Origin of the sequence: Gordonia cholesterolivorans (assembly GCF_039531975.1) — a bacterium.
Classification (GTDB): Bacteria; Actinomycetota; Actinomycetes; order Mycobacteriales; family Mycobacteriaceae; genus Gordonia; species Gordonia sihwensis.
This window is the reverse complement of the sequence record NZ_BAAARB010000019.1, coordinates 57,656-76,585: the sequence shown is the minus strand read 5'-3', so window position 1 is coordinate 76,585 and position 18,930 is coordinate 57,656. Positions and strand designations below refer to the sequence as shown.

Below are 18,930 nucleotides of genomic sequence, written 5' to 3'. Positions count from 1 at the left end.
CCCCGCGCGATCCGACGCATCCTCAAACGCTACCTCGCCCGACGCATCTACCGGATCCTGAACCAGCCCGGAGCAGTCACCACCGCCGCTTGACAAACATAGAAGCGTCTCGCTCAACCAGCCTGGGAAGAGTCGCTCAAACAAGTCTGGGGAACGGTCGCTCAACCAGCGTGGGGAAGGAGCACTCAGCCGGCCTGGGGAAGGGGCGCTCAGCAGGCCTGGGGAAGGACGTGCGGGAGTGTCAGACCGGGAGCAGGTCGGCGATCACTCTCGACAGTTGGTCGGCGTTGCGGCACTCGAACATCTCGATCACCTCTGCATACTTGCCGGCGTCCGAGTCGCCGGAGTCCCACGACGACCGGCGTTCCGGGTTGAGCCAGTAGGCGTTGCGGACACGGTCGCGCATCGCGGCGAGGGCGTCGGCGTGCGTCGGGCGGAAGTTGTTGCGCGCATCGCCCAGAATCAGCAGCGCGCTCTTGTGCGTGAGCGAATCACCGTAGCGGGCGTTGAACCCCTTGAGCATGTGACCGTAGTCGGAGTGGCCGTCGCGCGTGCTGATCGAGGCCTCGGTCAGCATGCGGTGCATCCGCTCGCCGAACTGCTCGTCACCGCTGCCGCGGTCGAAGAACTCGGTGACCTCGTCGACCGTGTCGACGAAGGCGAACACCCGCACATGGGAGAACTGCTGGCGAAGGGCGTACACCAGTTGCAGCGTGAACTGACTGAACCCCGCGACCGAACCGGAGACGTCGCAGATCACGACCAGTTCGGGTTTGCCGGGCCGCGGCTTGCGGCGGCGCAGCTCGATCGGCACGCCGCCGGTCGACATCGAGGCTCGCAGCGTGGCCCGCACGTCCACCTGGCCGTGATGGTTGCGCCTGCGCCGGAACTCGAGCTTCGCGGCCAGCAAGCGCGCGATCGGTGCGATCGTGCGCCGCATCTTGGCCAGATCCTGCGGATTGGCCGAGAAGAAGTCGATCATCTCCGGCAGCTTCGGCACCGCGTACTGGCCGACGGCGTCGCGCCCGCGCACCTCGGCCATGCGGCGCTGCGTCTCGGTCGTCACCGCGTCCCGCAGCCGTTCGGTCGCGTCCCGAGCCGCGCGACGACTCATCGGATCCGTGCCAGGCCGCCCGCCCGACTCCGTCGGCTCCCCGCCGGCCATCGCCGCCGCGATACGGGCGATCAACGTCTGCGGCGAGATCGCCGTCATGGCCTGATAGGTCGAGTACGCCTCACCGCGCGCGGACTCGTACTGTCCCACCTCGCCGACGATCATCGCGACCAACTGGTCGAACCGGCCGTCGCTCATCGCCTCGGCATCGGCGAGCACATCCGCGGTCAGCTCCCGCAGGGCCTGCACGTCGACGTTGCCGTCCGCGTCGCGCGGAACCTCCATGGCCGACCGCCGCGCCGCCGAGCCGAGCGGGAACCACAGCTCGAAACACAGATCGAAGGTGTCGCGGTGAGTGTGGTCGCCCAGCAGCGTCGCAGCGAGCCCTTCCCGCAGCGAGTCGCGGTCGAGCAGATCGAGCACGCTCATCGCCTGCCCCGCGTCGATCAGACTCGACGGCCCCACCGTGATGCCGCGGCTGCGCAGGTCGTCCACGAAACCGGTCAGGGTGTCGACGAGCGGCTCCGTCATCGACTGCGTGATCCCATCAGTGACATCCCACCGCTCATCTGTCACCGAGTTTGAGTTCGCGCAGTGCGGTCTTCACATCCGGGCGGTGTTTGAGCACCACTCCCAGGGTCCGCGCCACCAGTGAGTCGTCGATCCGGCCCGACGCGACGTCGGCGCCCGCGGTCATCGCCAGGAGGGTGTTGCCCCAGTCGATGGTCTCCGCCACCGACGGCTTCTTCTTGATGTCGAGGGTCCGCAGCACCCCGACGATCCGCACGATCTCCTCCGCCAGCCGGGCAGGCAGCTCCGGCACGCGGGAGGCGAGGATCTCCCGTTCGAGTTGTGCGTCCGGGAAGTCGATGTACAGGTACAGGCAGCGGCGCTTGAGCGCCTCCGACAGTTCGCGGTTCGCATTCGACGTCAGGAGCACGATCGGACGGCGGACCGCGGTCACCGTCCCCATCTCCGGAATCGTGATCGCGAAGTCGCTGAGCACCTCGAGCAGCAGACCCTCGATGTCCACGTCGGCCTTGTCGATCTCATCGATCAGCAGCACCGTGGGCTCGGTCCGCGAGATCGCCGTCAGCAGCGGCCGTGCGAGGAGGAACTCCTCGGAGAAGATGTCGCCCTTCGTCGCATCCCAGTCCCGATGGCCCGCCGCCTGGATCGCGAGGATCTGCTTGGCGTGATTCCACTCGTACAGCGCCCTGGCCTCGTCGATGCCCTCATAGCACTGCAGCCTGACCAGCTCCGAGCCGGTCGCCTGCGCCAGCGCGCGGGCCAGTTCCGTCTTGCCGACACCCGCGGGGCCCTCCACCAAGAGCGGTTTTCCGAGCCGGTCGGCGAGGAAGGCCGTGGTGGACGTCGCGTCGTCGGCCAGATAGCCGGTCTGCTTGAGCCGTGACCAGACGTCGTCGACCCCGGTGAACGCGGGCCGCACGTCGTCACGCACGGTGGGACCGCCGATGTTCTTCGCCGCGCTCATGCGGGACGGATCTGTCCGTCGCCCCACACCAGCCATTTGGTCGAGGTGAGTTCCGGAAGCCCCATCGGCCCACGCGCATGGAGCTTCTGCGTCGAGATGCCGATCTCGGCGCCGAAGCCGAACTGCTCGCCGTCGGTGAACGCCGTGGACGCGTTGACCATGACAGCGGCCGCGTCGACGCGCGAGGTGAACTCGTTGGCCGCCGAGAGACTTCCGGTGATGATCGCTTCGGTGTGACCGGTGCCGTACGTCGCGATGTGCTCGATCGCGGCGTCGATGCCGTCGACCACCTTGAGCGCGATGTCGAGCGAGAGGTATTCGCGGTGCCAGTCGTCCTCCGTGGCGGGTTCCATTCCGGGTTCCTCACCGTGGATCACCACTCCCTGAGCCTGCAGCGCAGAGGTGATCGGAACCAATGCTCGGTCGGCGATCTCGCGGTCGATCAACACGGTCTCGACCGTGTTGCAAACGCTGGGCCGACGGGTCTTGGCGTTGAGCACGATCCGGGTCGCGACGTCGACATCGGCATCCCGGTGGACGAAGATGTGGCAGTTGCCGGTTCCGGTCTCGATGGTCGGGACCTTGGCGTTCTCGACGATCGCGTTGATCAGTCCGGCACCGCCGCGCGGGATCACCACGTCCACCAATCCGCGCGCCTGGATCAGCGCGGTGACGCTCTCGCGGCTCTCGCTCGGCAGCAACGACACCGCGTTCGGGTCGATCTGGTGGTCGCGCAGCACTCCGCGCAGCACCTCCACCAGCGCCGCGTTGGACGCCGCGGCCGACGACGACCCGCGCAGCAGGACCGCGTTTCCGGATTTGAAGGAGATGCCGAAGCCGTCGACCGTGACGTTGGGGCGGGCCTCGTACACGAATCCGACCACGCCCAGCGGCACCCGCACCTGACGCAGTTCGAGACCGTTGGGCAGGGTCTTCCCGGCCAGCACCTCGCCGATCGGATCGGGCAGCGCCGCCACCTGGCGCAGGCCGCCGGTGATGCCCGCCACGCGCTCCGGGGTCAGACGCAGTCGGTCGACCAGCGACGCCTCGGTGCCTGCTTCCTCGGCGCGACGCACATCGTCGGCATTGGCTGCGAGAACGTCCTCGCCTGCCGAGTCGATCGCATCGGCGGCCGCCAGCAGCACGGCGTTCTTCTGCGCGGTCGTCAATGGCCCGAGCGTGCGGGCGGCCTTCTTGGCGGCGGTGGCGAGTTCGGTGACCGCGGCCGTGACGTCTGCCGTCACGCCGGCGGTCGCGTCGACCGAATCGGCGGTGGGTGCACTCATGACTCCAGGGTAGCCGCGACGGCCGGTCACACCCGCGGCAGCCGCACGGTGAACGTCGCTCCCCTGCCGGGCCCGTCGCTCGCCGCCGACAGGCTGCCGCCGTGCTGTTCGACCAGAGCCCGCGCGATGGTGAGCCCGATCCCGCTGCCACCGTGGTCCCGATCGCGGGCGGTGTCAGCACGATAGAACCGGTCGAAGACGTGGGAGAGATGGTCGGAGGCGATACCGTCGCCGGTGTCGGCGACCTCGATGACGGCGTGCGGATCGGCACAGCGCGTCCGCAGCGTCACCGCGCCACCGTCAGGAGTGTGCCGCAACGCGTTGGCCAGCAGATTTCCCAGGACTTGGCCGATCCGTGCGGGGTCGGCGCGGACGGCTGTCGCCGCATGCGCCTCCACCCGCAGCGTCACTCCCTTCGCCGCATACGCCTCCCCCGCCGCGGCGGCCGCCGACTCCGCGAGTGCACGATCGGTGGTCCGCACCGGCATCACCGACAGCGCGCCCTCCTGCGCCTGCGACACCGCGGTCACGTCCTCGGCGAGACGGCGCAGCCGGCCGGTCGCCGCATACAGGATGTCCATCGTGTCGGCGTCCGGCCGCCGGACGCCGTCCTCGACGGCTTCGAGATACGAGTCGATGGTGGCGAGCGGGGTGCGCATCTCGTGGGCGAGGTCCGAGAGCATCCGGCGGCGCGTCGCCTCGGTCTCCGCCAGCCGTGCGGCGAGCCGGTTGACCGCTGCGGCGAGCGCGTCGAACTCCCGTCCCATTCCGCCGCCGTGCACCCGCACGTCGTACCCGCCGTCCGCGATCCGGGCGGTCGACGCCGCCACCGCCGTGACGGTCCGTTGCGCGCGTCCGGCGAGGTACCAGCTCACCGCGAGCGCGGACACCGTGGCGATCACGGCGGCCAGTCCCCACGACACGCCCACGGCAGCGGCGAAGGCGCGTTCGACGTGCATCGCCTCGCTCGAATCGCGGTCGATTCCCGCTTGACGCAGATGCTCATGGAAGATCCCCGGAGCGACGAGCCACGCGATCATCAGTGCGCACGCGGTGGTGGCGACCACCACCGCCGCCATCACAAGCATCAGTCCGGTGCCGACCGCGAACCGGCTCGGCCGACCGGTCGCGGTCATCGCCCGGTGCCCATTCGATAGCCGACGCCGCGAACGGTGCGCACATATCGTCCGTGGGCCGCGTCGTCGCCGAGCTTGCGTCGCACGTGGCCGATGTGGACGTCGACGAGGTGGTCGTCGCCGACCCATTCCGGGCCCCATACGGCGTCGATGAGACGACTGCGCGAGAACACCGTTCCGGGGGCCGACGAGAGCGCCTCGAGAACATCGAACTCGGTGCGGGTCAGATGGACCGGCGCGCCTGCCACCCGCACCTCTCGGCCGGGAACGTCGATGGACAGGTCACCGACCACGCGGACCGTGCCCGACCGGCCCGCCGCCGCTCCGGCGAAACCGTTGCGAGGACGCCTCATCCGCGCCTGGATCCGTGCCGACAGCTCTCGCGGACTGAACGGTTTGGTCACGTAGTCGTCCGCCCCGATCGACAGCCCCACCAGCGTGTCGACCTCGTCGGCGCGTGCGGTCAGCATCACCACGTAGGCGTCGGAGAAGGTGCGCAGACGGCGGCACACCTCCACACCGTCGAGTCCGGGCAGCCCCAGATCGAGGACCACCACGTCGGGGTCCACACTGCGCGCGCAGGCCACCGCCTCGCCCCCGTCACCGGTCACTGTGACCTCGAACCCGTCCCGCTCCAGGTACGACGCCACCAGCGCCGCGATCGCCGCCTCGTCCTCCACCACCATCGCCCGTGCCGACATGGCCTCCATCTTGACCGGAATCCGGCCGGGATCTCATCTACCCGGGTGCCGACGGTCCGGAGCTTGAGCAAACCTTCACAGAAGGGTCATCGAACGAGGCGGGTCCGTGCGGCAGACTGGCTCGAGACCACCACGGAAGGAACGCTCATCGTGAGAACCCGACTCGCCGCCACCACGATCGCCGCCGCAGCCGTCATCGTCGGCGCCGCCGCGTGCAGCCCGAACGAGGAGGCCTCGGACGCCACCCACGACATGTCGAGCATGTCGGCCTCGCACGAGGCTCCGCATTCGTCGCAGGCATCCGCCGGCACCGAACACAACGAGGCCGACGTGATGTTCGCTCAGATGATGCTCCCGCACCACGAACAGGCACTGGTGATGAGCGACATCATTCTCGCCAAGCCGGGTGTCCCGGAGAATGTCACGACACTGGCCAAGCGGATCAAGGACGCGCAGGGGCCGGAGATCGACAAGCTCAAGTCCTGGCTCACGGCATGGAACGAGCCGACGCATTCGTCGATGGACCACGAGATGGACGGCATGCTGTCCGAGGACCAGATCGCTCAGCTGCGCGCCGCGCAGGGCACCGACGCCGCCCGGCTCTTCCTCACGCAGATGATCGAGCATCACGAGGGCGCGGTCGACATGGCCAAGGAGGAGATCGCCGACGGCAAGAACACCGACGCGGTCGAGATGGCCCGCGACATCGCCGACTCCCAGCAGTCCGAGATCGATGAGATGAAGGCGATGCTGAAGGGCTTGTGAGTCACCCCCAGGGTCATTGAGTGAGCGCAGCACCCCCAGGCTCATGCAGCATTCCCAGGCTCATTGAGCGAGCGCAGCATCCCCAGGCTCATTGAGCGAGCGCAGCGAGTCGAAATCCCCCACCCCCGGTTTCGACTCGCTGCGCTCGCTCAACCACCGAGCACGAGAGTTCGACCCGCCGCAGAGCGCACCCTCCCCCAGGCCTAATGAGGCGAGCACAACATCCGCTCGCTCAACCACCGAGCACCAGAGTTCAGCCCGCCGCCGAGCGCACCCTCCCCAGGCTTATTGAGCGAGGACGAGAGTTCAGCCCACCGCAGAGCGCCCTCCCCAGGCTTATTGAGCGAGCGCAGCGAGTCGAAATCACCACACCGACAGCCAAGCCGAGAGGAGTCGCTCGACCCTTCAATCGACGGGCGACAAGACGGGGAACACCGCGTCGCGCAACAGCGGTGCGATGTCGGCTCGGCTCCGGTCGGTGGGATCGACCCACGCGATCTCGGCGATCTCCGCACTCGCCGCGGGAACGCCGACCACAGGGTGCTCGAAGACCTCCGCGACGACGACGTGACCGGGTTCGTTCGCGGCGTCGGCTTCGAACGTGCCGAGAGCACGCAGTGAACTCTCATCCAGGTGCACTCCGAGTTCCTCCCGCGCCTCGCGTACCGCGGCTGACGCGAAACTCTCCCCCGGATCGAGCTTTCCGCCGGGGAACATGAACAGCGACGACCCGCGTTTGCGCACTACGAGCACGCGGCCCACCCGGTCGCGCATCACCACGGCGCTCACCACGATTCGACGATCCACTGTTCTCCCACCCGCTCAGCACGACCTCAGGACCGCACCGAGGATATCTCTCGACGGAACGTCGATCGGGAGTCCGTACGCGGTGAGGACGGCCACGAACTGGACCGCGTACTGGCAGTGAAAGGCACGCAGCGGCGGCATCCAGCGAGCCGGTTCAGCATCCGACTTCGCCTGGTTGCTGGCACCGTCCACCGCGACGAGGTTCGCCGGGTCGTTGGCGAACGACCATCGGCGCGGCGCCGGCCACCTCGACGCCCCCAGGTCCCAGGCGTAAGAGAGCGGAACGATGTGATCGATCTGCACTGCCGCCGAACCGCGACCGCGCTGGAATCCGATCGTCCGACCGGTGTACGGGCTGGTCAGCGTGCCTGAGGCGACAGCACTCGGGCACGACGACGTACCGGTTCGCGCCGAAACCACGAGGTCGCGGGCGAGGATGTCGTTGCGGGTGTCGCAGGCATTGCCGCCGCCCCGCACCGCTGCATCGTCTGTCCACGCCGGACCGAAGGCGTCCCGGTCGTACGACGAGTCGTGAGACGGCCGTCGGCCGAGGACGGGAAGCGCAGACAACGCGGCGCGCGCCCGTACAACGGCAGCCGCCGGCACCTTCGAAGGCGTGTGCGGAAGACCTGCCCCGACCGCGACCACTGCGGACGTGATCGCGAAGACCACGAGGATCATCCACTGCCGGACAGTGAGCCGAATCCGCCCGGGTCTGCGCCGCGACCGGCTCCACCGCCATCGCTGAGCGGCCGCACGCGGCAGGCCGAGAAGACGCCCCATGCTCCTTAGACGCAGCCGCGACGGTCGCGGTTCCGCGACACACGCTCAGCGCTGGATGTAGCGCACGCGCTCAGTGCTGGATATAGCGCACCAGATGTTCACGCTCGGTCTCCAGCTCATCGATCGCGCTCTTGACCACGTCCCCGATACTGATGATCCCGACCAGCGCGCCATCGTCGAGTACCGGGAGGTGACGGACGCGGTGTTCGGTCATCGTCTCCCGCAGGCCCTCGATCTCGTCGCCGGGAGAGCAGGTGTGCACGATGGGAGTCATGATCCGGCCCACCGGTCCGTCGAGGATGTCCGCGCCGCCCGAATGCAGCCTGCGAACCACATCGCGTTCGGAGACGATGCCGGCGAGCGCACCGCCCTCGTCGATCACCACCACCGCCCCGATGTTCCACTCGTCGAGCGTCGCCAGCAGACTGCGCACCGTGGATGCGGCGCCCACGGTGATCACTCCGCTGCCCTTCTTGCTCAGGATCTGGGAAATCCGCATTTCGCCGTCCTCCACCCGTTCGGTGAGCTGAATTCGACATCTCCAGGGTCCGCCAAAACTCGCCGAAAGACCAGACCCTGTCGCACCGCTCCCGCGCCGGTTGACGAGCGGGTACGGGCGCGACGGGGTTCCCAGCCCGGGGATGCGGTGGTTTCGACTCGCTGCGCTCGCTCAACCAGCGGGAGGGGAGCCGCTCAACCAGCGCGGGCGGGAGCCGCTCAACCAGCGGGCGAGACGGTCACGACTTGTCGAGGTACTCGGCGCGGGAGGGCAGCAGGATTGAATGCACGAGATCGGCGAGTGGTTGGTGCGCCACCAGATCCGGATCGTCGAGCACGATCTGCTCCGCGAGGTCGCGGGCATCCGCGATGACCTCGGTGTCGTCGAGCAGCGAGAGGAAGCTCAACGAACTCTTGCCGCCCGACTGCAACGATCCGAGGATGTCTCCCTCGCGTCGCTGTGCGAGGTCGACGCGGGCGAGCTCGAAGCCGTCGTTGCTGGCCTCGACAGCACGGAGACGCTCCATCGACGGCCCCACGTCGCTCGCCGTCGTCATCAGCAGGCACAGCCCGGCATGACGACCGCGTCCCACGCGACCGCGGAGCTGGTGCAACTGGCTCACGCCGAACCGTTCGGCATTGACGATCGCCATCATGGTGGCGTTCGGGACGTCGACGCCGACCTCGATCACGGTGGTCGCGACCAGCACGTCCACGTCTCCGCGGGTGAAGCCGTCCATGACGTCGTTCTTCTCGTCGGCGGGCAGCCGACCGTGCAGGATGCCGATGCGGCGGCCCGCGAGCGGTCCCGCCTCCAACTGTTCGGCGAGGTCCAGCACGGAGACGGTGTCGTCGTCGGGCTCCTGATCCTTGGCGGCCTTCTTCGACTTCTTCACGTTGGTCTGTTCGTCGCCGATCTTGGTGCACACCACATACACCTGTCGGCCGGCGTCGATCTCCTCATTGGCCCGTGCCCAGACCCGGTCCACCCACTTCTGGTTGCGCATCGGCACCACGCTGGTGGCGATGGGCTGCCGGCCTCGCGGCAGTTCGGTCATCACCGACGTCTCGAGATCACCGAAGGTGATCATCGCGACGGTGCGGGGAATCGGAGTCGCCGTCATCACCAGGAAGTGCGGCCGGGTCTCGTCGCGACCCTTGGACCGCAGGACGTCGCGCTGTTCGACACCGAAGCGGTGCTGTTCGTCGACCACGACCATCCCGAGATCGAAGAACTCCACATGTTCTTCCAGCAGTGCGTGCGTGCCGATGACGATGCCCGCCTCCCCGGTGACCGCGTCGAGCAGCGTCTGGCGTTTGGCCGCGGTCCCGAGCGATCCGGTCAGCAGTCCGACGCGGGTCGCACCGTCGGCGGCGCCCAGTTCACCCGCTCGCGCGAGGTCTCCGAGCATCGTCATCACGGTGCGGTAGTGCTGGGCGGCGAGGACCTCGGTGGGTGCGAGGATCGCGCACTGGTGGCCGTTGTCGACCACTCGGAGCATCGCGAGCAGAGAGACGAGGGTCTTGCCGGAACCGACCTCGCCCTGCAGCAGCCTGCTCATCGGGTGCTCGCCGGCGAGGTCCTCGCCGATCTCCGCGAGAACGTCGCGCTGGCCGCCGGTGAGTTCGAACGGCAACCGTTCCAGGAGCCGATCCTCCAGGCCGCCGGGAACGTGCGGGCACGAGCGCGCCGACTCCGAGACCGCGCTCAAACGCCTGCGGGCGAGCTCGGTCTGCACGGCCAGCGCTTCGTCGAACTTCAGCCGAGCGCGTGCGGCCTCGATGTCGTCGAGGCTGTCGGGCAGGTGGATGCGGCTGATCGCCTCGTCGGCCGTGATCAGACCGCGTTCGGCGCGCTGCGCCTCCGTGAGCGGGTCCTCGGCGGGCACCGTGTCCGCCAGCACCTGCCGCACCGCACGCCAGATCTCCCAGGTCTGAACGTCTTTGGTGGCCGGATACATCGGGATGATGTCGCGCGAGAAGTTCGCGACGTCGTCGGGCGACGCCGTGGATCCATGCGAGCCCTTGCCCTCCGACTCTGCTTCCTCGGCGGCCAACTCGCCGATCATGGCGGCGTTCCCCACGACCTCGATGCCGTCGTCCTCGGGCAGCACCATCCAGTCCGGATGCGACAGCTGGATCTGGTCGCGGAAGAGCTTCACGGTGCCGGCGAGCGCGACACGGGTACCCGGTCGCAGCACCTTCTGGATCCATCGGGCGTTGAAGAAGCTCGCCTCGTAATCGGCGCGGCCGTCGTTGACCACGATCTTGAGAAACTGTCCGTACCTGCGCTTCATCTGGATCATCTGCGCCTTCTTGATGCGCCCGATCACAGTGATCCACTCGCCTACCTCCGGGCGCTCGGACTCCGACAGATGACCGCGCCGCAGGTACCGGCGCGGCACGTAGCGGAGCAGTTCACCGACCGTGGTCAGTTCCAGTCCGGCCAGTTTCTTCAGCAGCGCCGGGTCCACCGACGAGTCGGTCAGCGGCGAGGCGGCGCTCAGCATCATTCGACGCCGACCTGCAACAGGTGCGACGACTGTCCGGTCTCGTACAGCGCCAGTTCGATGCCCGGGTAGTGCGCGTGCAGATGCTCGGCAATAGCCTCCCGCGTCCGTTCGTCAAGGTCGCGGCCCGCGAGCCCGGTCACCAGCTCGCCGCCGGTCGCGAGCATCAGATCGAGCAGCGCGGTGGCCGCCTGCCGCTGCTCGGGTGCGATGACCAGCACATCGGAGCCGATGAGTCCGAGGGTGTCGCCGATCTCGCAGGTGCCTGCCAGAGTCATCATCTTGGTGTTGGAGTGCATCAATGAGCCCCAGCGCGTGTTCGCGGCCGCCTCGGCCATAGCGAAGGCGTCCACGTCGGGCTCTTCGACCGGATCGTGCACGGCCAGGGCGGACAGGCACTGCACCATCGACAGCGTCGGCAGGAAGACCACCGACCGTTGGGGCGAACGCGCCTGCGCGCCCACCTGTACCAGATCCTGCGAGGACATCATCCCGTTCCCCATCACGATGACGTGGGCGCTGTCGGTCGCGCGGATCGCCTTCGAGAGCGTCGCCGGATGGACGCCGTGATCGGCCCGGACCACTGCCGCTCCCGCCTCGGCGAAGAGTTGTTCGGCGCCGTCGCCGGTGACCAGGACGACGACGGCCCGTTTGAACCGCGGCGGCGGCTCGTTGGCCCCCGGCGCGGCACGGATGGCGTCGAGCGCGAAGCAGCTGATCCGGATGTCGGTGAGCCGACCCAGTTCGATCCCGGCTTCAACCGCGGCCCCGGGGTCGTCGGTGTGCACATGCACGGAGAACCGCTCGCCGTCGGCGGAGCTGTCGCCGACGATCACGACCGAGTCGCCGAGTTGTCCGAGCCGGTCGCGGAGCCCGCCGATCTGCGCTCCTTCGGCGCCGTCGAGCAGATACATCACCTCGAAGTCGGTGTCGCCGGCACCGCCGCACTCTCCGGTCTCGTGGCCCGTACCGTGCACACTCGAGGTGAGGATGCCGCGGTAGGCGCGGCGCTTGTTGGCGACGCCGGTGACGACCAGCACGAGCGCGTCGGCCATCGCCAGGAAGCCTCGTGCACCGGCGTCCACCACACCCGCGCTCGCGAGTTCGGGCATCTGCTCGGGCGTGTGCTCGAGTGCTTCGGCGCAGTCGTCGGCCACCGCGCGCGCCAGATCCGCCGGTGATCCGGCGACATTGGCCGCAGCCGAATCCGCCGCGACCTGCAGCAGAGTGAGAACAGTTCCCTCCCTCGGCTCGCTGACGGCACGCCGGGCCGCGAGGGCGCCGAGACGCAGCCCGTTCTTGCACAGTCGATTGAAACTGTGGTCGTTCTCGGCCATCGCGAGATCGACCGCGTCGGCGATCCCGACCAGGACCTGCGAGAGAATGACGCCGGAGTTGCCGCGAGCGCATCCGACGGCCGCCTCCGCGAGAGTGCGGGTCACCGCGGGCAGATCGGCCGCGCCGTCGAGGTCGTCGAGGACCGCGAGCGCGCCGGTCATCGTCTGCGCCATGTTGCTTCCGGTGTCCGAATCGGGGATCGGGAAGACGTTGAGGTCGTTGATCTCCGGACGCAGAGCCTCGAGGCCGTCGGCGCAGGCACGTGCCCAGTCCCTGATGAGCTGAGGATTGACCGCGGTACTGCTGTCTCCGGTCATCAACCGCACGACCACCCCGCCTTCCCGTCGCTCTCCGCCGGCCCGTCGCGATCCTCGTGCGCGGTCGCCGAACCGCCGGTGAACCTCGAATGTGCCCCGAGGTTACCGCCCGCCCCCGACACTCGGACAGGTACTGTCGCGGCGTCTGGTCCGGGCCCCTCGCCGAGGTCGCCGGGACTCTCGCGTTCCGGCGCCGATTTGGACACCCGAGGTCTGCGCGGTTATTCTATTCGGGTTGCCGATCGTCGCGGCGCGCACCGCAGCGCCCGCTATCGGCTGACCACTGACCCAAGTTTTCTACCAAGGGAGTTCGATCATGGCTGCCGTTTGTGACGTTTGTGGCAAGGGCCCCGGCTTCGGCAAGTCGGTCTCGCACTCGCATCGGCGCACCAACCGCCGCTGGAACCCGAACATCCAGTCTGTGCGCGTCGAGGTCGCCCCGGGCAACAAGAAGCGCAAGAACGTGTGCACCTCGTGCCTCAAGGCGGGCAAGACCGTCAAGGCCTGAGCGCACCACGCGTCAGGAGATCGCCGTCCGGCAGTGCCGGGCGGCGATTTCGTCGTCTCCGGAGTCGCCGAGTGCACCTGTCCGGCGCGGACGGCAACCACCCGGACCGGCCGGCGACGAGCGTTCCGTAGAGTACTCGCCATGGCCTCTGATCTGATCCGCGTCGACGACGACGGCGTTCTGAACCTCACCATCTCGACCGGCGATGCGGGAACCGCTCTCGATCACGCTCTGGTCCTGGAGTCGCGCGAGGCGCTGCGCGCTGTCACCCGGGGAAAGCTCGAGGCGGGTGCGGTGCTGCTCCGCGGCGCGGGCAAGAACTTCTGCGCGGGTGGCAATGTCGCGGCGTTCGCGGCGGCCGACGACCGCAGCGACTACCTGCGGGGCCTGGCCGACGATCTGCATTCGACGATCGAGTTCCTCTACGAGACGGAGCTTCCGGTGGTCGCCGCGGTGAAGGGCTGGGCCGCCGGCGCAGGCATGAGCCTCGTTCTGCACGCGGACATCGCGATCGGCGGTCGCGCCACCAAGATGCGTCCCGCCTATCCCGGAATCGGACTGTCGCCCGACGGCGGCATGTCATGGCTGCTCCCCCGCGTCGTGGGCGCGGCCCGCGCACGGCACATCATCATGACCGACCAGATCCTGGACGCCGACCGCGCGCTGGACCTCGGCATCCTGTCGGAGATCGTCGACGACGCTTCCGTCGAGCAGACCGCCCACGACGTCGCGGCCGGGCTCGCCTCCGGACCGCGCGGCTCCTACCGCGCGATCCGCCGTCTGCTGCACCACAGCGCCACCAGCACCCTCGGCGATCAGCTCACCGCGGAGTCGGCCTCGATCGCAGCCCTCGGATCCACGCCCGAGGGCGTCGAGGGAGTCGACGCCTTCGTCGCCAAGCGCGCGCCGGACTACGCCGCCGCCCGCCGGTAGTCCGACCGGATCAGGGCAGACGCCAGTCCACCGGATCGCCGCCGAGATCGAGCAGTTCCTCGTTGGCGCGGGAGAAGGGTCGCGAACCGAAGAACCCGCGCGACGCCGAGAGCGGCGACGGGTGGGGCGATTCGATGACCGGGACGTCGGGCAACCACTTCACCAGCTGCCGGGCGTCGTTGCCCCACAGGATCGCCACCATGGGCTCGTCGCGCGCGGCCAGCGCTTTGATCGCGCACTCGGTCACCTCTTCCCACCCCTTGTTGCGGTGGGACGCCGGTTCGCCCGGGCGCACCGTCAGAACTCTGTTGAGAAGGAGAACGCCCTGCCGCGCCCACGGCGTCAGATCGCCGTTGGCCGGACGGGGATAACCGAGGTCTTCGCAGTACTCCTGGTAGATGTTCTGCAGCGATCGCGGAATCGGGCGGACGTCCGGCGCCACGGAGAAGCTCAGTCCCACAGCGTGCCCCGGCGTGGGATAGGGATCCTGTCCGACGATGAGAACCCGGACGTCATCGAAGGGCTGCGCGAACGCGCGCAGCACGTTCTCTCCGGCGGGCAGGTAGCGACGGCCGACCGCGATCTCCTCGCGCAGGAATCGGCCCATCCGTGCGACCGTCTCCTCGACCGGCGCCAGTGCCTGAGCCCAGCCGGGATCGATCAGCTCGGCCAACGGCTTGGCGCTCACGCGTCGAGCCTCCGGAGGCTCTTCCGGTAGTACTGGGCGTTCTGGTAGTAGAGCTCGGTGTTCTGCTGCAGATGGCCCTCCGGAACCTGATAGCCCTCGCGGAGGCGGGCCGGGACGCCGAGCACCATCGACCGCTCGGGAACCGTGAAGCCGTACGACACCACCGCACCGGCGCCGACCACCGAGCCCGCGCCGATCACCGAACGGTTCAGGACCACCGAACCCGAAGCGATCAGGCATTCGTCGCCGATCGTCGATCCCTCGATATGCGCGTTGTGCCCGACGACGCAACCGGCGCCGATCACGGTGGGCTCGGTGAAGGTGCAGTGCACCACCGTGCCGTCCTGGATGTTGGTGCGGTCGCCGACGGTGATGGTCCCGTAGTCGCCGCGGAGCACCGCTCCCGGCCAGATCGAGACCCAGTCGCCGAGCGTCACCGCACCGATGACGGTCGCGTCGGGATGAATGAAAACGTCTGTGCCGAGAACCGGCTCACGATCGCCGAGTGCGTAGACAGCCATACGTCGATCTAATCAGGTCAGGTCTCGGTGAACGATTGCCACCCGCGGATCTCTCCGACGGCCGCGCCGTCGATGCGGGCATCGGGCTCGCCGTCGGACACCGTCCCGATCACCGTCCAGCCCGCGGGGACAGCCGAGGGCTCGAAGGCCGCGAGCAGTTCGTGTTCCTCGCCGCCCGCGAGGGCCCATCGCGCGGGGTCGACGCCGAGCGCAGCCCCGAGTTCGGCGAGCCCGCGGACCTGGGGAACCGACGCCGAATCGATGTCGATCCGTACCTGCGAAGCCTCCGCCATCGTGATGATCTCCTCCACGAGGCCGTCGGAGACGTCGGTCATCGCCCGGGCGCCCGCCAGCGCCGCCACGCGCCCCTGACCCAGATCCGGCCGCGGGAGGCGGTAGGCCTCGACCAGGTCAGAGAACTGCTCCAGCAGAAGGGGATCCGCCCCGTGCTCGACGGCGGACAGAGCCGCCAGACCGCCTGCCGGACCGCCGAGCGGACCGCTGAGCGCGAGCACCTCGCCGCCGCGCGCACCCGACAGCGCCACCGCCTGCGTGCCGTCGAGAACACCGAGGGAGGTGACGGTCAGCACCACCTCCGACGAGGACACGAGGTCGCCGCCGAGCACCCGCGCCCGATACCTGTGGGTCTGGTCGACGATGCCGGCGTTGAGCTCGAGCACGCGCTCCACCGGGGTCTGCGGCGGGCAGCCGATCGACACGACGACGCCGGTGAGGACCCCGCCCATCGCCGCGATGTCGGCGGCGCTCTGGACCACCGCCCGTGCCCCGATCTGCCGCGGAGTCGACCAGTCGAACCGGAAGTGCCTGCCAGCGACCGCTGTGTCGGTGCTGACCACCACCGGTCCGGTGGGCGCGAACACCGCTGCATCGTCGCCCGACCCGATCACCAGATCGTCGGTGTCACCGACCGACGCCGCGGCAGTGGTGAACATCGCGACCAGCGCGCGTTCTCCGACTTCACCCACTGTCTTCATCGGGCCGATGCTACCGCCGGCGCACCGCGAACGGTCGCACCGATTTCCACGGACGCAGTCCATCGATCACACTGGCAGCATGAGCGACGGCACCGGGAACACTCCAACGGAGAAGGCTCAGGACGGCCAGACCGCGGCCGATGAGGGACCGCGATTCAGTCCGGCGATGATCGCCACCCTGGTGGCCGTCCCGGTCATGGTGATCGCCGGCTTCATCACGTACGCGGCGCTGCACTTCTCCGCCGACGACACCCCGCCGTCACCGGTCGAGTCGTACACGACCACCGCCGCCGACGCCGCCCGCTGCGCCGAGTTCATCAAGAAACTGCCCGATGAGCTCGGCGACTTCGAGGGCAAGTCGGTCGACGGGACCACCGTCCGATGGACCAGAGCCGACTCCGACCCGGTTGTGGTGCGCTGCGGTGTCGAGCGGCCCCACGAACTCGCGCCGACGAGTTCACTGCAGGTGATCAACCCGGTCCAGTGGTTCATCACCGACACGATCGAGGGCCGCGGTCAGGCGTACGTGAGCGTCGACCACCGCCCCTACGTGGCCGTGTGGGTGCCCGCGGGTGCCGGCAACGCGCCGATCACCGACGTCTCGGCGTTGATCGAGAAGAATCTGCAGCGAGCCCCGCTCGACTTCGGCCGCTGACGCGGTTCAGGCCCGCCCGTACACCTCCGGTTTGGTGCTGCGCCCGAGCAGGGAACTGACCATGTCCGACACCGACATGCCCTCGTGGCACACCTGATGGACGGCCTCGGTCAGCGGCATCTCCACCCCGTGCGCCTTCGCCAGCGCCAGCACCGACGAGCACGATTTGACGCCCTCGGCCACCTGCCCGTTGGTCGCCGCCTGAGCCTCGGCCAGGCTCGCGCCCTCGCCTAGGCGGGCACCGAAGGTTCGGTTGCGCGACAGCGGCGAGGAGCACGTCGCCACGAGGTCGCCGATGCCCGCGAGACCGGCGAGGGTGGTGATGTCGGCGCCCAGTGCCACTCCCAGCCGAATGGTCTCGGCGAGACCGCGCGTGATGATCGTCGCCAGCGTGTTCTCGCCGAAGCCCATCCCGGACGCCATGCCGCACGCGAGCGCGATCACGTTCTTCGCTGCTCCGCCGATCTCGCAGCCGACGACGTCGACGTTGGTGTACGGACGGAAGTATCCGGTGGCGAATGCCTCCTGCACACGAACCGCCTGGGCCTCGTCGACGCATGCGATCACGGTGGCGGCGGGCTGTCCCTGCGCCACCTCTTTCGCGAGGTTGGGTCCGGTCAGCACCGCGATCTGCCGAGCCGGGAACCCGGTGACCTCGGCGATCACTTCGCTCATCCGCTTACCGGAACTCGTCTCGACGCCCTTGGCGAGGGACAGCAGGATCGCATCGGCGGGCAGATGCGGTCGCCAGATCTCGAGGTTGGCACGCAACGACTGCGAGGGCACCGCACACACCACCAGTTCGGCGCCGGCCAGCGCCTCCTCCACGGAGCCGACGGCCCGCAGACTCTCGGGCAGCGCGATACCCGAGAGGTAATCGCGATTCTCGTGGGCGGTGTTGATCTGCTCCACCAGCTCCGGACGGCGAGCCCAGATCTTCACCTCGTTGCCCGCATCGGCGAGCACCTTCGCCACCGCGGTGCCCCACGATCCAGCACCCATCACTACTGCACGCACTCGCGACTCCTCCACCCACGACCGGTAACTGCGGTCCACCCTAGCGCCACCTCGCCACGGCTCAGCGCCGATCGCCGGGGTCGGCTCGACGGCCCGGCAGGCGGCCCGGCCCGTCGGTGCTGCACCATGGTGAACATGCGCGACCCGCTCCCGATAGCCGTCGTCCTGGCCGTGAAACGGCTGGACCACGCGAAGTCACGGCTGGCCGGGGCCCTGCCCTCCGACGAGCAGCGCCGGAGCCTGGTGACCGCGATGCTCGGCGACACGCTCGAGGCGGTCCGGGAGGCGGGCGTCGCGCAGGCGGCTGTCGTCACTCCCGACCCCGCCGTGCACGTCGCCGTCCGCGAGCACGGTGTCCGGGTACTCGACGAGCCCGAGGAGGCCGGCGACGCGCCGCACCGATCACCGTTGAACGCAGCGCTGGCGCATGCGATCGCGGCAGTCTCCCCGACCGCCGCGCTGATCGCCGCGTTGCAGGCCGACCTCGCCGCGCTCGACGCGCTCACGCTCGCCGAGGTACTGGACGAGGCGGCCGCAGCCATCGCCGGAGGCGCCCCCGCCGCCTTCGTCGCCGACCGCTCCGGAGAGGGCACGGCGCTGCTGGTGGTGCGCGCCCAGCACCCCGTCGAACCGCGATTCGGTGCCCGGTCGGCGTCGGCGCACCGAGCGGCCGGAGCGGTAGAGCTCGATCCCGGGCGGCTGCGGTGGGCCCGGCTGCGCACCGACGTCGACACGCCCGCGGATCTGGCCGCCGCGGTCGAACTCGGCGTCGGGAGACGCACGGGCGCGGCACTCCGGGCGTCCCGACACTCCGGTGAACCAAACCGTCCGGCTGACAGGACAGCATCGGACCGATAGTCCAC

The 18,930-nt window shown here is 68.9% G+C and carries 19 protein-coding genes; 5 read left to right on the top strand and 14 right to left on the bottom strand.

All coding sequences use genetic code 11. The features are described from left to right. Positions 1-241: 241 nt before the first annotated feature. Genes ABFX36_RS15490 through ABFX36_RS15470 form a run of 5 tightly spaced genes read right to left on the bottom strand, consistent with a single transcriptional unit; the run spans position 242 to position 5,732 of the window. The gene (locus ABFX36_RS15490) at positions 242-1,645 is read right to left on the bottom strand and encodes a vWA domain-containing protein (protein ID WP_006895975.1); all 1,404 of its coding nucleotides are present in this window, start codon (positions 1,643-1,645) and stop codon (positions 242-244) included. 34 nt (positions 1,646-1,679) lie between these two features. Further along, the gene (locus ABFX36_RS15485) at positions 1,680-2,609 is read right to left on the bottom strand and encodes an AAA family ATPase (RefSeq protein WP_346077100.1); all 930 of its coding nucleotides are present in this window, start codon (positions 2,607-2,609) and stop codon (positions 1,680-1,682) included. Next, entirely contained in the window at positions 2,606-3,895 is a 1,290-nt protein-coding gene (locus ABFX36_RS15480) for a glutamate-5-semialdehyde dehydrogenase (protein WP_346077098.1), read from the bottom strand. The genes ABFX36_RS15485 and ABFX36_RS15480 overlap by 4 nt, the downstream gene beginning before the upstream one ends. 26 nt (positions 3,896-3,921) lie before the next feature. Next, a complete protein-coding gene (locus ABFX36_RS15475) occupies positions 3,922-5,031 on the bottom strand; it encodes a sensor histidine kinase (RefSeq protein ID WP_346077096.1) in 1,110 nt (369 codons plus the stop codon). Beyond that, entirely contained in the window at positions 5,028-5,732 is a 705-nt protein-coding gene (locus tag ABFX36_RS15470; RefSeq protein ID WP_346077094.1) for a response regulator, read from the bottom strand. Before ABFX36_RS15470 ends, ABFX36_RS15475 begins: the two co-directional genes overlap by 4 nt. A gap of 150 nt (positions 5,733-5,882) precedes the next feature. On the opposite strand from ABFX36_RS15470, the gene ABFX36_RS15465 reads away from it, so the two are divergent. Then, positions 5,883-6,497 carry a DUF305 domain-containing protein gene (locus ABFX36_RS15465; protein WP_346077092.1) on the top strand — a complete coding sequence of 205 codons (615 nt, stop codon included), beginning with the start codon at positions 5,883-5,885 and terminating at the stop codon, positions 6,495-6,497. Between the two features lie 405 nt (positions 6,498-6,902). Here ABFX36_RS15465 and ABFX36_RS15460 read toward each other — a convergent pair whose 3' ends face one another. The 5 genes from ABFX36_RS15460 to ABFX36_RS15440 all read right to left on the bottom strand — a co-directional run bounded on the left by ABFX36_RS15460 (position 6,903) and on the right by ABFX36_RS15440 (position 12,750). Continuing rightward, positions 6,903-7,304: an NUDIX hydrolase gene (locus ABFX36_RS15460; protein ID WP_269430979.1), complete on the bottom strand. Its 402-nt coding sequence runs from the start codon at positions 7,302-7,304 to the stop codon at positions 6,903-6,905. Positions 7,305-7,319: 15 nt separating this feature from the next. Next, the gene (locus ABFX36_RS15455; protein WP_278124361.1) at positions 7,320-8,087 is read right to left on the bottom strand and encodes an HNH endonuclease family protein; all 768 of its coding nucleotides are present in this window, start codon (positions 8,085-8,087) and stop codon (positions 7,320-7,322) included. 70 nt (positions 8,088-8,157) lie between these two features. Then, positions 8,158-8,586 carry a CBS domain-containing protein gene (locus ABFX36_RS15450; RefSeq protein WP_062367024.1) on the bottom strand — a complete coding sequence of 143 codons (429 nt, stop codon included), beginning with the start codon at positions 8,584-8,586 and terminating at the stop codon, positions 8,158-8,160. 238 nt (positions 8,587-8,824) lie between these two features. Then, positions 8,825-11,095, bottom strand: coding sequence for an ATP-dependent DNA helicase RecG (recG, locus tag ABFX36_RS15445; protein ID WP_062366938.1), 2,271 nt, complete (start codon positions 11,093-11,095; stop codon positions 8,825-8,827). Next, entirely contained in the window at positions 11,095-12,750 is a 1,656-nt protein-coding gene (locus ABFX36_RS15440; RefSeq protein WP_039867245.1) for a DAK2 domain-containing protein, read from the bottom strand. Before ABFX36_RS15440 ends, recG begins: the two co-directional genes overlap by 1 nt. Positions 12,751-13,066: 316 nt before the next feature. Between ABFX36_RS15440 and rpmB the strand changes: the two genes are divergently transcribed. After that, complete coding sequence (gene rpmB / locus ABFX36_RS15435; RefSeq protein ID WP_006895964.1) at positions 13,067-13,258, top strand: 50S ribosomal protein L28; 192 nt, start codon at positions 13,067-13,069, stop codon at positions 13,256-13,258. 141 nt (positions 13,259-13,399) lie between these two features. Continuing rightward, entirely contained in the window at positions 13,400-14,191 is a 792-nt protein-coding gene (locus ABFX36_RS15430) for an enoyl-CoA hydratase/isomerase family protein (protein ID WP_006895963.1), read from the top strand. Between the two features lie 10 nt (positions 14,192-14,201). Here the strand turns inward: ABFX36_RS15430 and ABFX36_RS15425 are convergent, their stop codons facing one another. From ABFX36_RS15425 to thiL, 3 genes are read right to left on the bottom strand one after another with little or no spacing between them, the layout of a single operon-like run. After that, positions 14,202-14,879, bottom strand: a complete 678-nt coding sequence (locus ABFX36_RS15425) for a uracil-DNA glycosylase (RefSeq protein ID WP_006895962.1) — start codon at positions 14,877-14,879, stop codon at positions 14,202-14,204. After that, the gene (locus ABFX36_RS15420) at positions 14,876-15,400 is read right to left on the bottom strand and encodes a gamma carbonic anhydrase family protein (RefSeq protein ID WP_346077087.1); all 525 of its coding nucleotides are present in this window, start codon (positions 15,398-15,400) and stop codon (positions 14,876-14,878) included. The genes ABFX36_RS15425 and ABFX36_RS15420 overlap by 4 nt, the downstream gene beginning before the upstream one ends. A gap of 17 nt (positions 15,401-15,417) precedes the next feature. Next, a complete protein-coding gene (thiL, locus tag ABFX36_RS15415; protein WP_062366940.1) occupies positions 15,418-16,395 on the bottom strand; it encodes a thiamine-phosphate kinase in 978 nt (325 codons plus the stop codon). 79 nt (positions 16,396-16,474) lie between these two features. Between thiL and ABFX36_RS15410 the strand changes: the two genes are divergently transcribed. Next, on the top strand, positions 16,475-17,050 hold the full coding sequence (locus ABFX36_RS15410; protein WP_062366942.1) for a DUF3515 domain-containing protein: 576 nt from the start codon (positions 16,475-16,477) through the stop codon (positions 17,048-17,050). A 6-nt stretch (positions 17,051-17,056) separates the two neighbouring features. Here the strand turns inward: ABFX36_RS15410 and ABFX36_RS15405 are convergent, their stop codons facing one another. Next, entirely contained in the window at positions 17,057-18,067 is a 1,011-nt protein-coding gene (locus tag ABFX36_RS15405; RefSeq protein WP_062367028.1) for an NAD(P)H-dependent glycerol-3-phosphate dehydrogenase, read from the bottom strand. 126 nt (positions 18,068-18,193) lie between these two features. On the opposite strand from ABFX36_RS15405, the gene cofC reads away from it, so the two are divergent. Beyond that, positions 18,194-18,925 carry a 2-phospho-L-lactate guanylyltransferase gene (gene cofC / locus ABFX36_RS15400; RefSeq protein ID WP_062366944.1) on the top strand — a complete coding sequence of 244 codons (732 nt, stop codon included), beginning with the start codon at positions 18,194-18,196 and terminating at the stop codon, positions 18,923-18,925. Positions 18,926-18,930: the final 5 nt, after the last annotated feature.

What these genes read in the sequence shown, in the direction of transcription:
- ABFX36_RS15490 (WP_006895975.1), bottom strand. Translation starts at nt 1,645, where the DNA reads ATGACGGAGCCGCTCGTCGACACCCTGACCGGTTTCGTGGACGACCTG.
- ABFX36_RS15485 (WP_346077100.1), bottom strand. Translation starts at nt 2,609, where the DNA reads ATGAGCGCGGCGAAGAACATCGGCGGTCCCACCGTGCGTGACGACGTG.
- ABFX36_RS15480 (WP_346077098.1), bottom strand. Translation starts at nt 3,895, where the DNA reads ATGAGTGCACCCACCGCCGATTCGGTCGACGCGACCGCCGGCGTGACG.
- ABFX36_RS15475 (WP_346077096.1), bottom strand. Translation starts at nt 5,031, where the DNA reads ATGACCGCGACCGGTCGGCCGAGCCGGTTCGCGGTCGGCACCGGACTG.
- ABFX36_RS15470 (WP_346077094.1), bottom strand. Translation starts at nt 5,732, where the DNA reads ATGTCGGCACGGGCGATGGTGGTGGAGGACGAGGCGGCGATCGCGGCG.
- ABFX36_RS15455 (WP_278124361.1), bottom strand. Translation starts at nt 8,087, where the DNA reads ATGGGGCGTCTTCTCGGCCTGCCGCGTGCGGCCGCTCAGCGATGGCGG.
- ABFX36_RS15450 (WP_062367024.1), bottom strand. Translation starts at nt 8,586, where the DNA reads ATGCGGATTTCCCAGATCCTGAGCAAGAAGGGCAGCGGAGTGATCACC.
- recG (WP_062366938.1), bottom strand. Translation starts at nt 11,095, where the DNA reads ATGCTGAGCGCCGCCTCGCCGCTGACCGACTCGTCGGTGGACCCGGCG.
- ABFX36_RS15440 (WP_039867245.1), bottom strand. Translation starts at nt 12,750, where the DNA reads ATGACCGGAGACAGCAGTACCGCGGTCAATCCTCAGCTCATCAGGGAC.
- rpmB (WP_006895964.1), top strand. Translation starts at nt 13,067, where the DNA reads ATGGCTGCCGTTTGTGACGTTTGTGGCAAGGGCCCCGGCTTCGGCAAG.
- ABFX36_RS15430 (WP_006895963.1), top strand. Translation starts at nt 13,400, where the DNA reads ATGGCCTCTGATCTGATCCGCGTCGACGACGACGGCGTTCTGAACCTC.
- ABFX36_RS15420 (WP_346077087.1), bottom strand. Translation starts at nt 15,400, where the DNA reads ATGGCTGTCTACGCACTCGGCGATCGTGAGCCGGTTCTCGGCACAGAC.
- thiL (WP_062366940.1), bottom strand. Translation starts at nt 16,395, where the DNA reads ATGAAGACAGTGGGTGAAGTCGGAGAACGCGCGCTGGTCGCGATGTTC.
- ABFX36_RS15410 (WP_062366942.1), top strand. Translation starts at nt 16,475, where the DNA reads ATGAGCGACGGCACCGGGAACACTCCAACGGAGAAGGCTCAGGACGGC.
- cofC (WP_062366944.1), top strand. Translation starts at nt 18,194, where the DNA reads ATGGTGAACATGCGCGACCCGCTCCCGATAGCCGTCGTCCTGGCCGTG.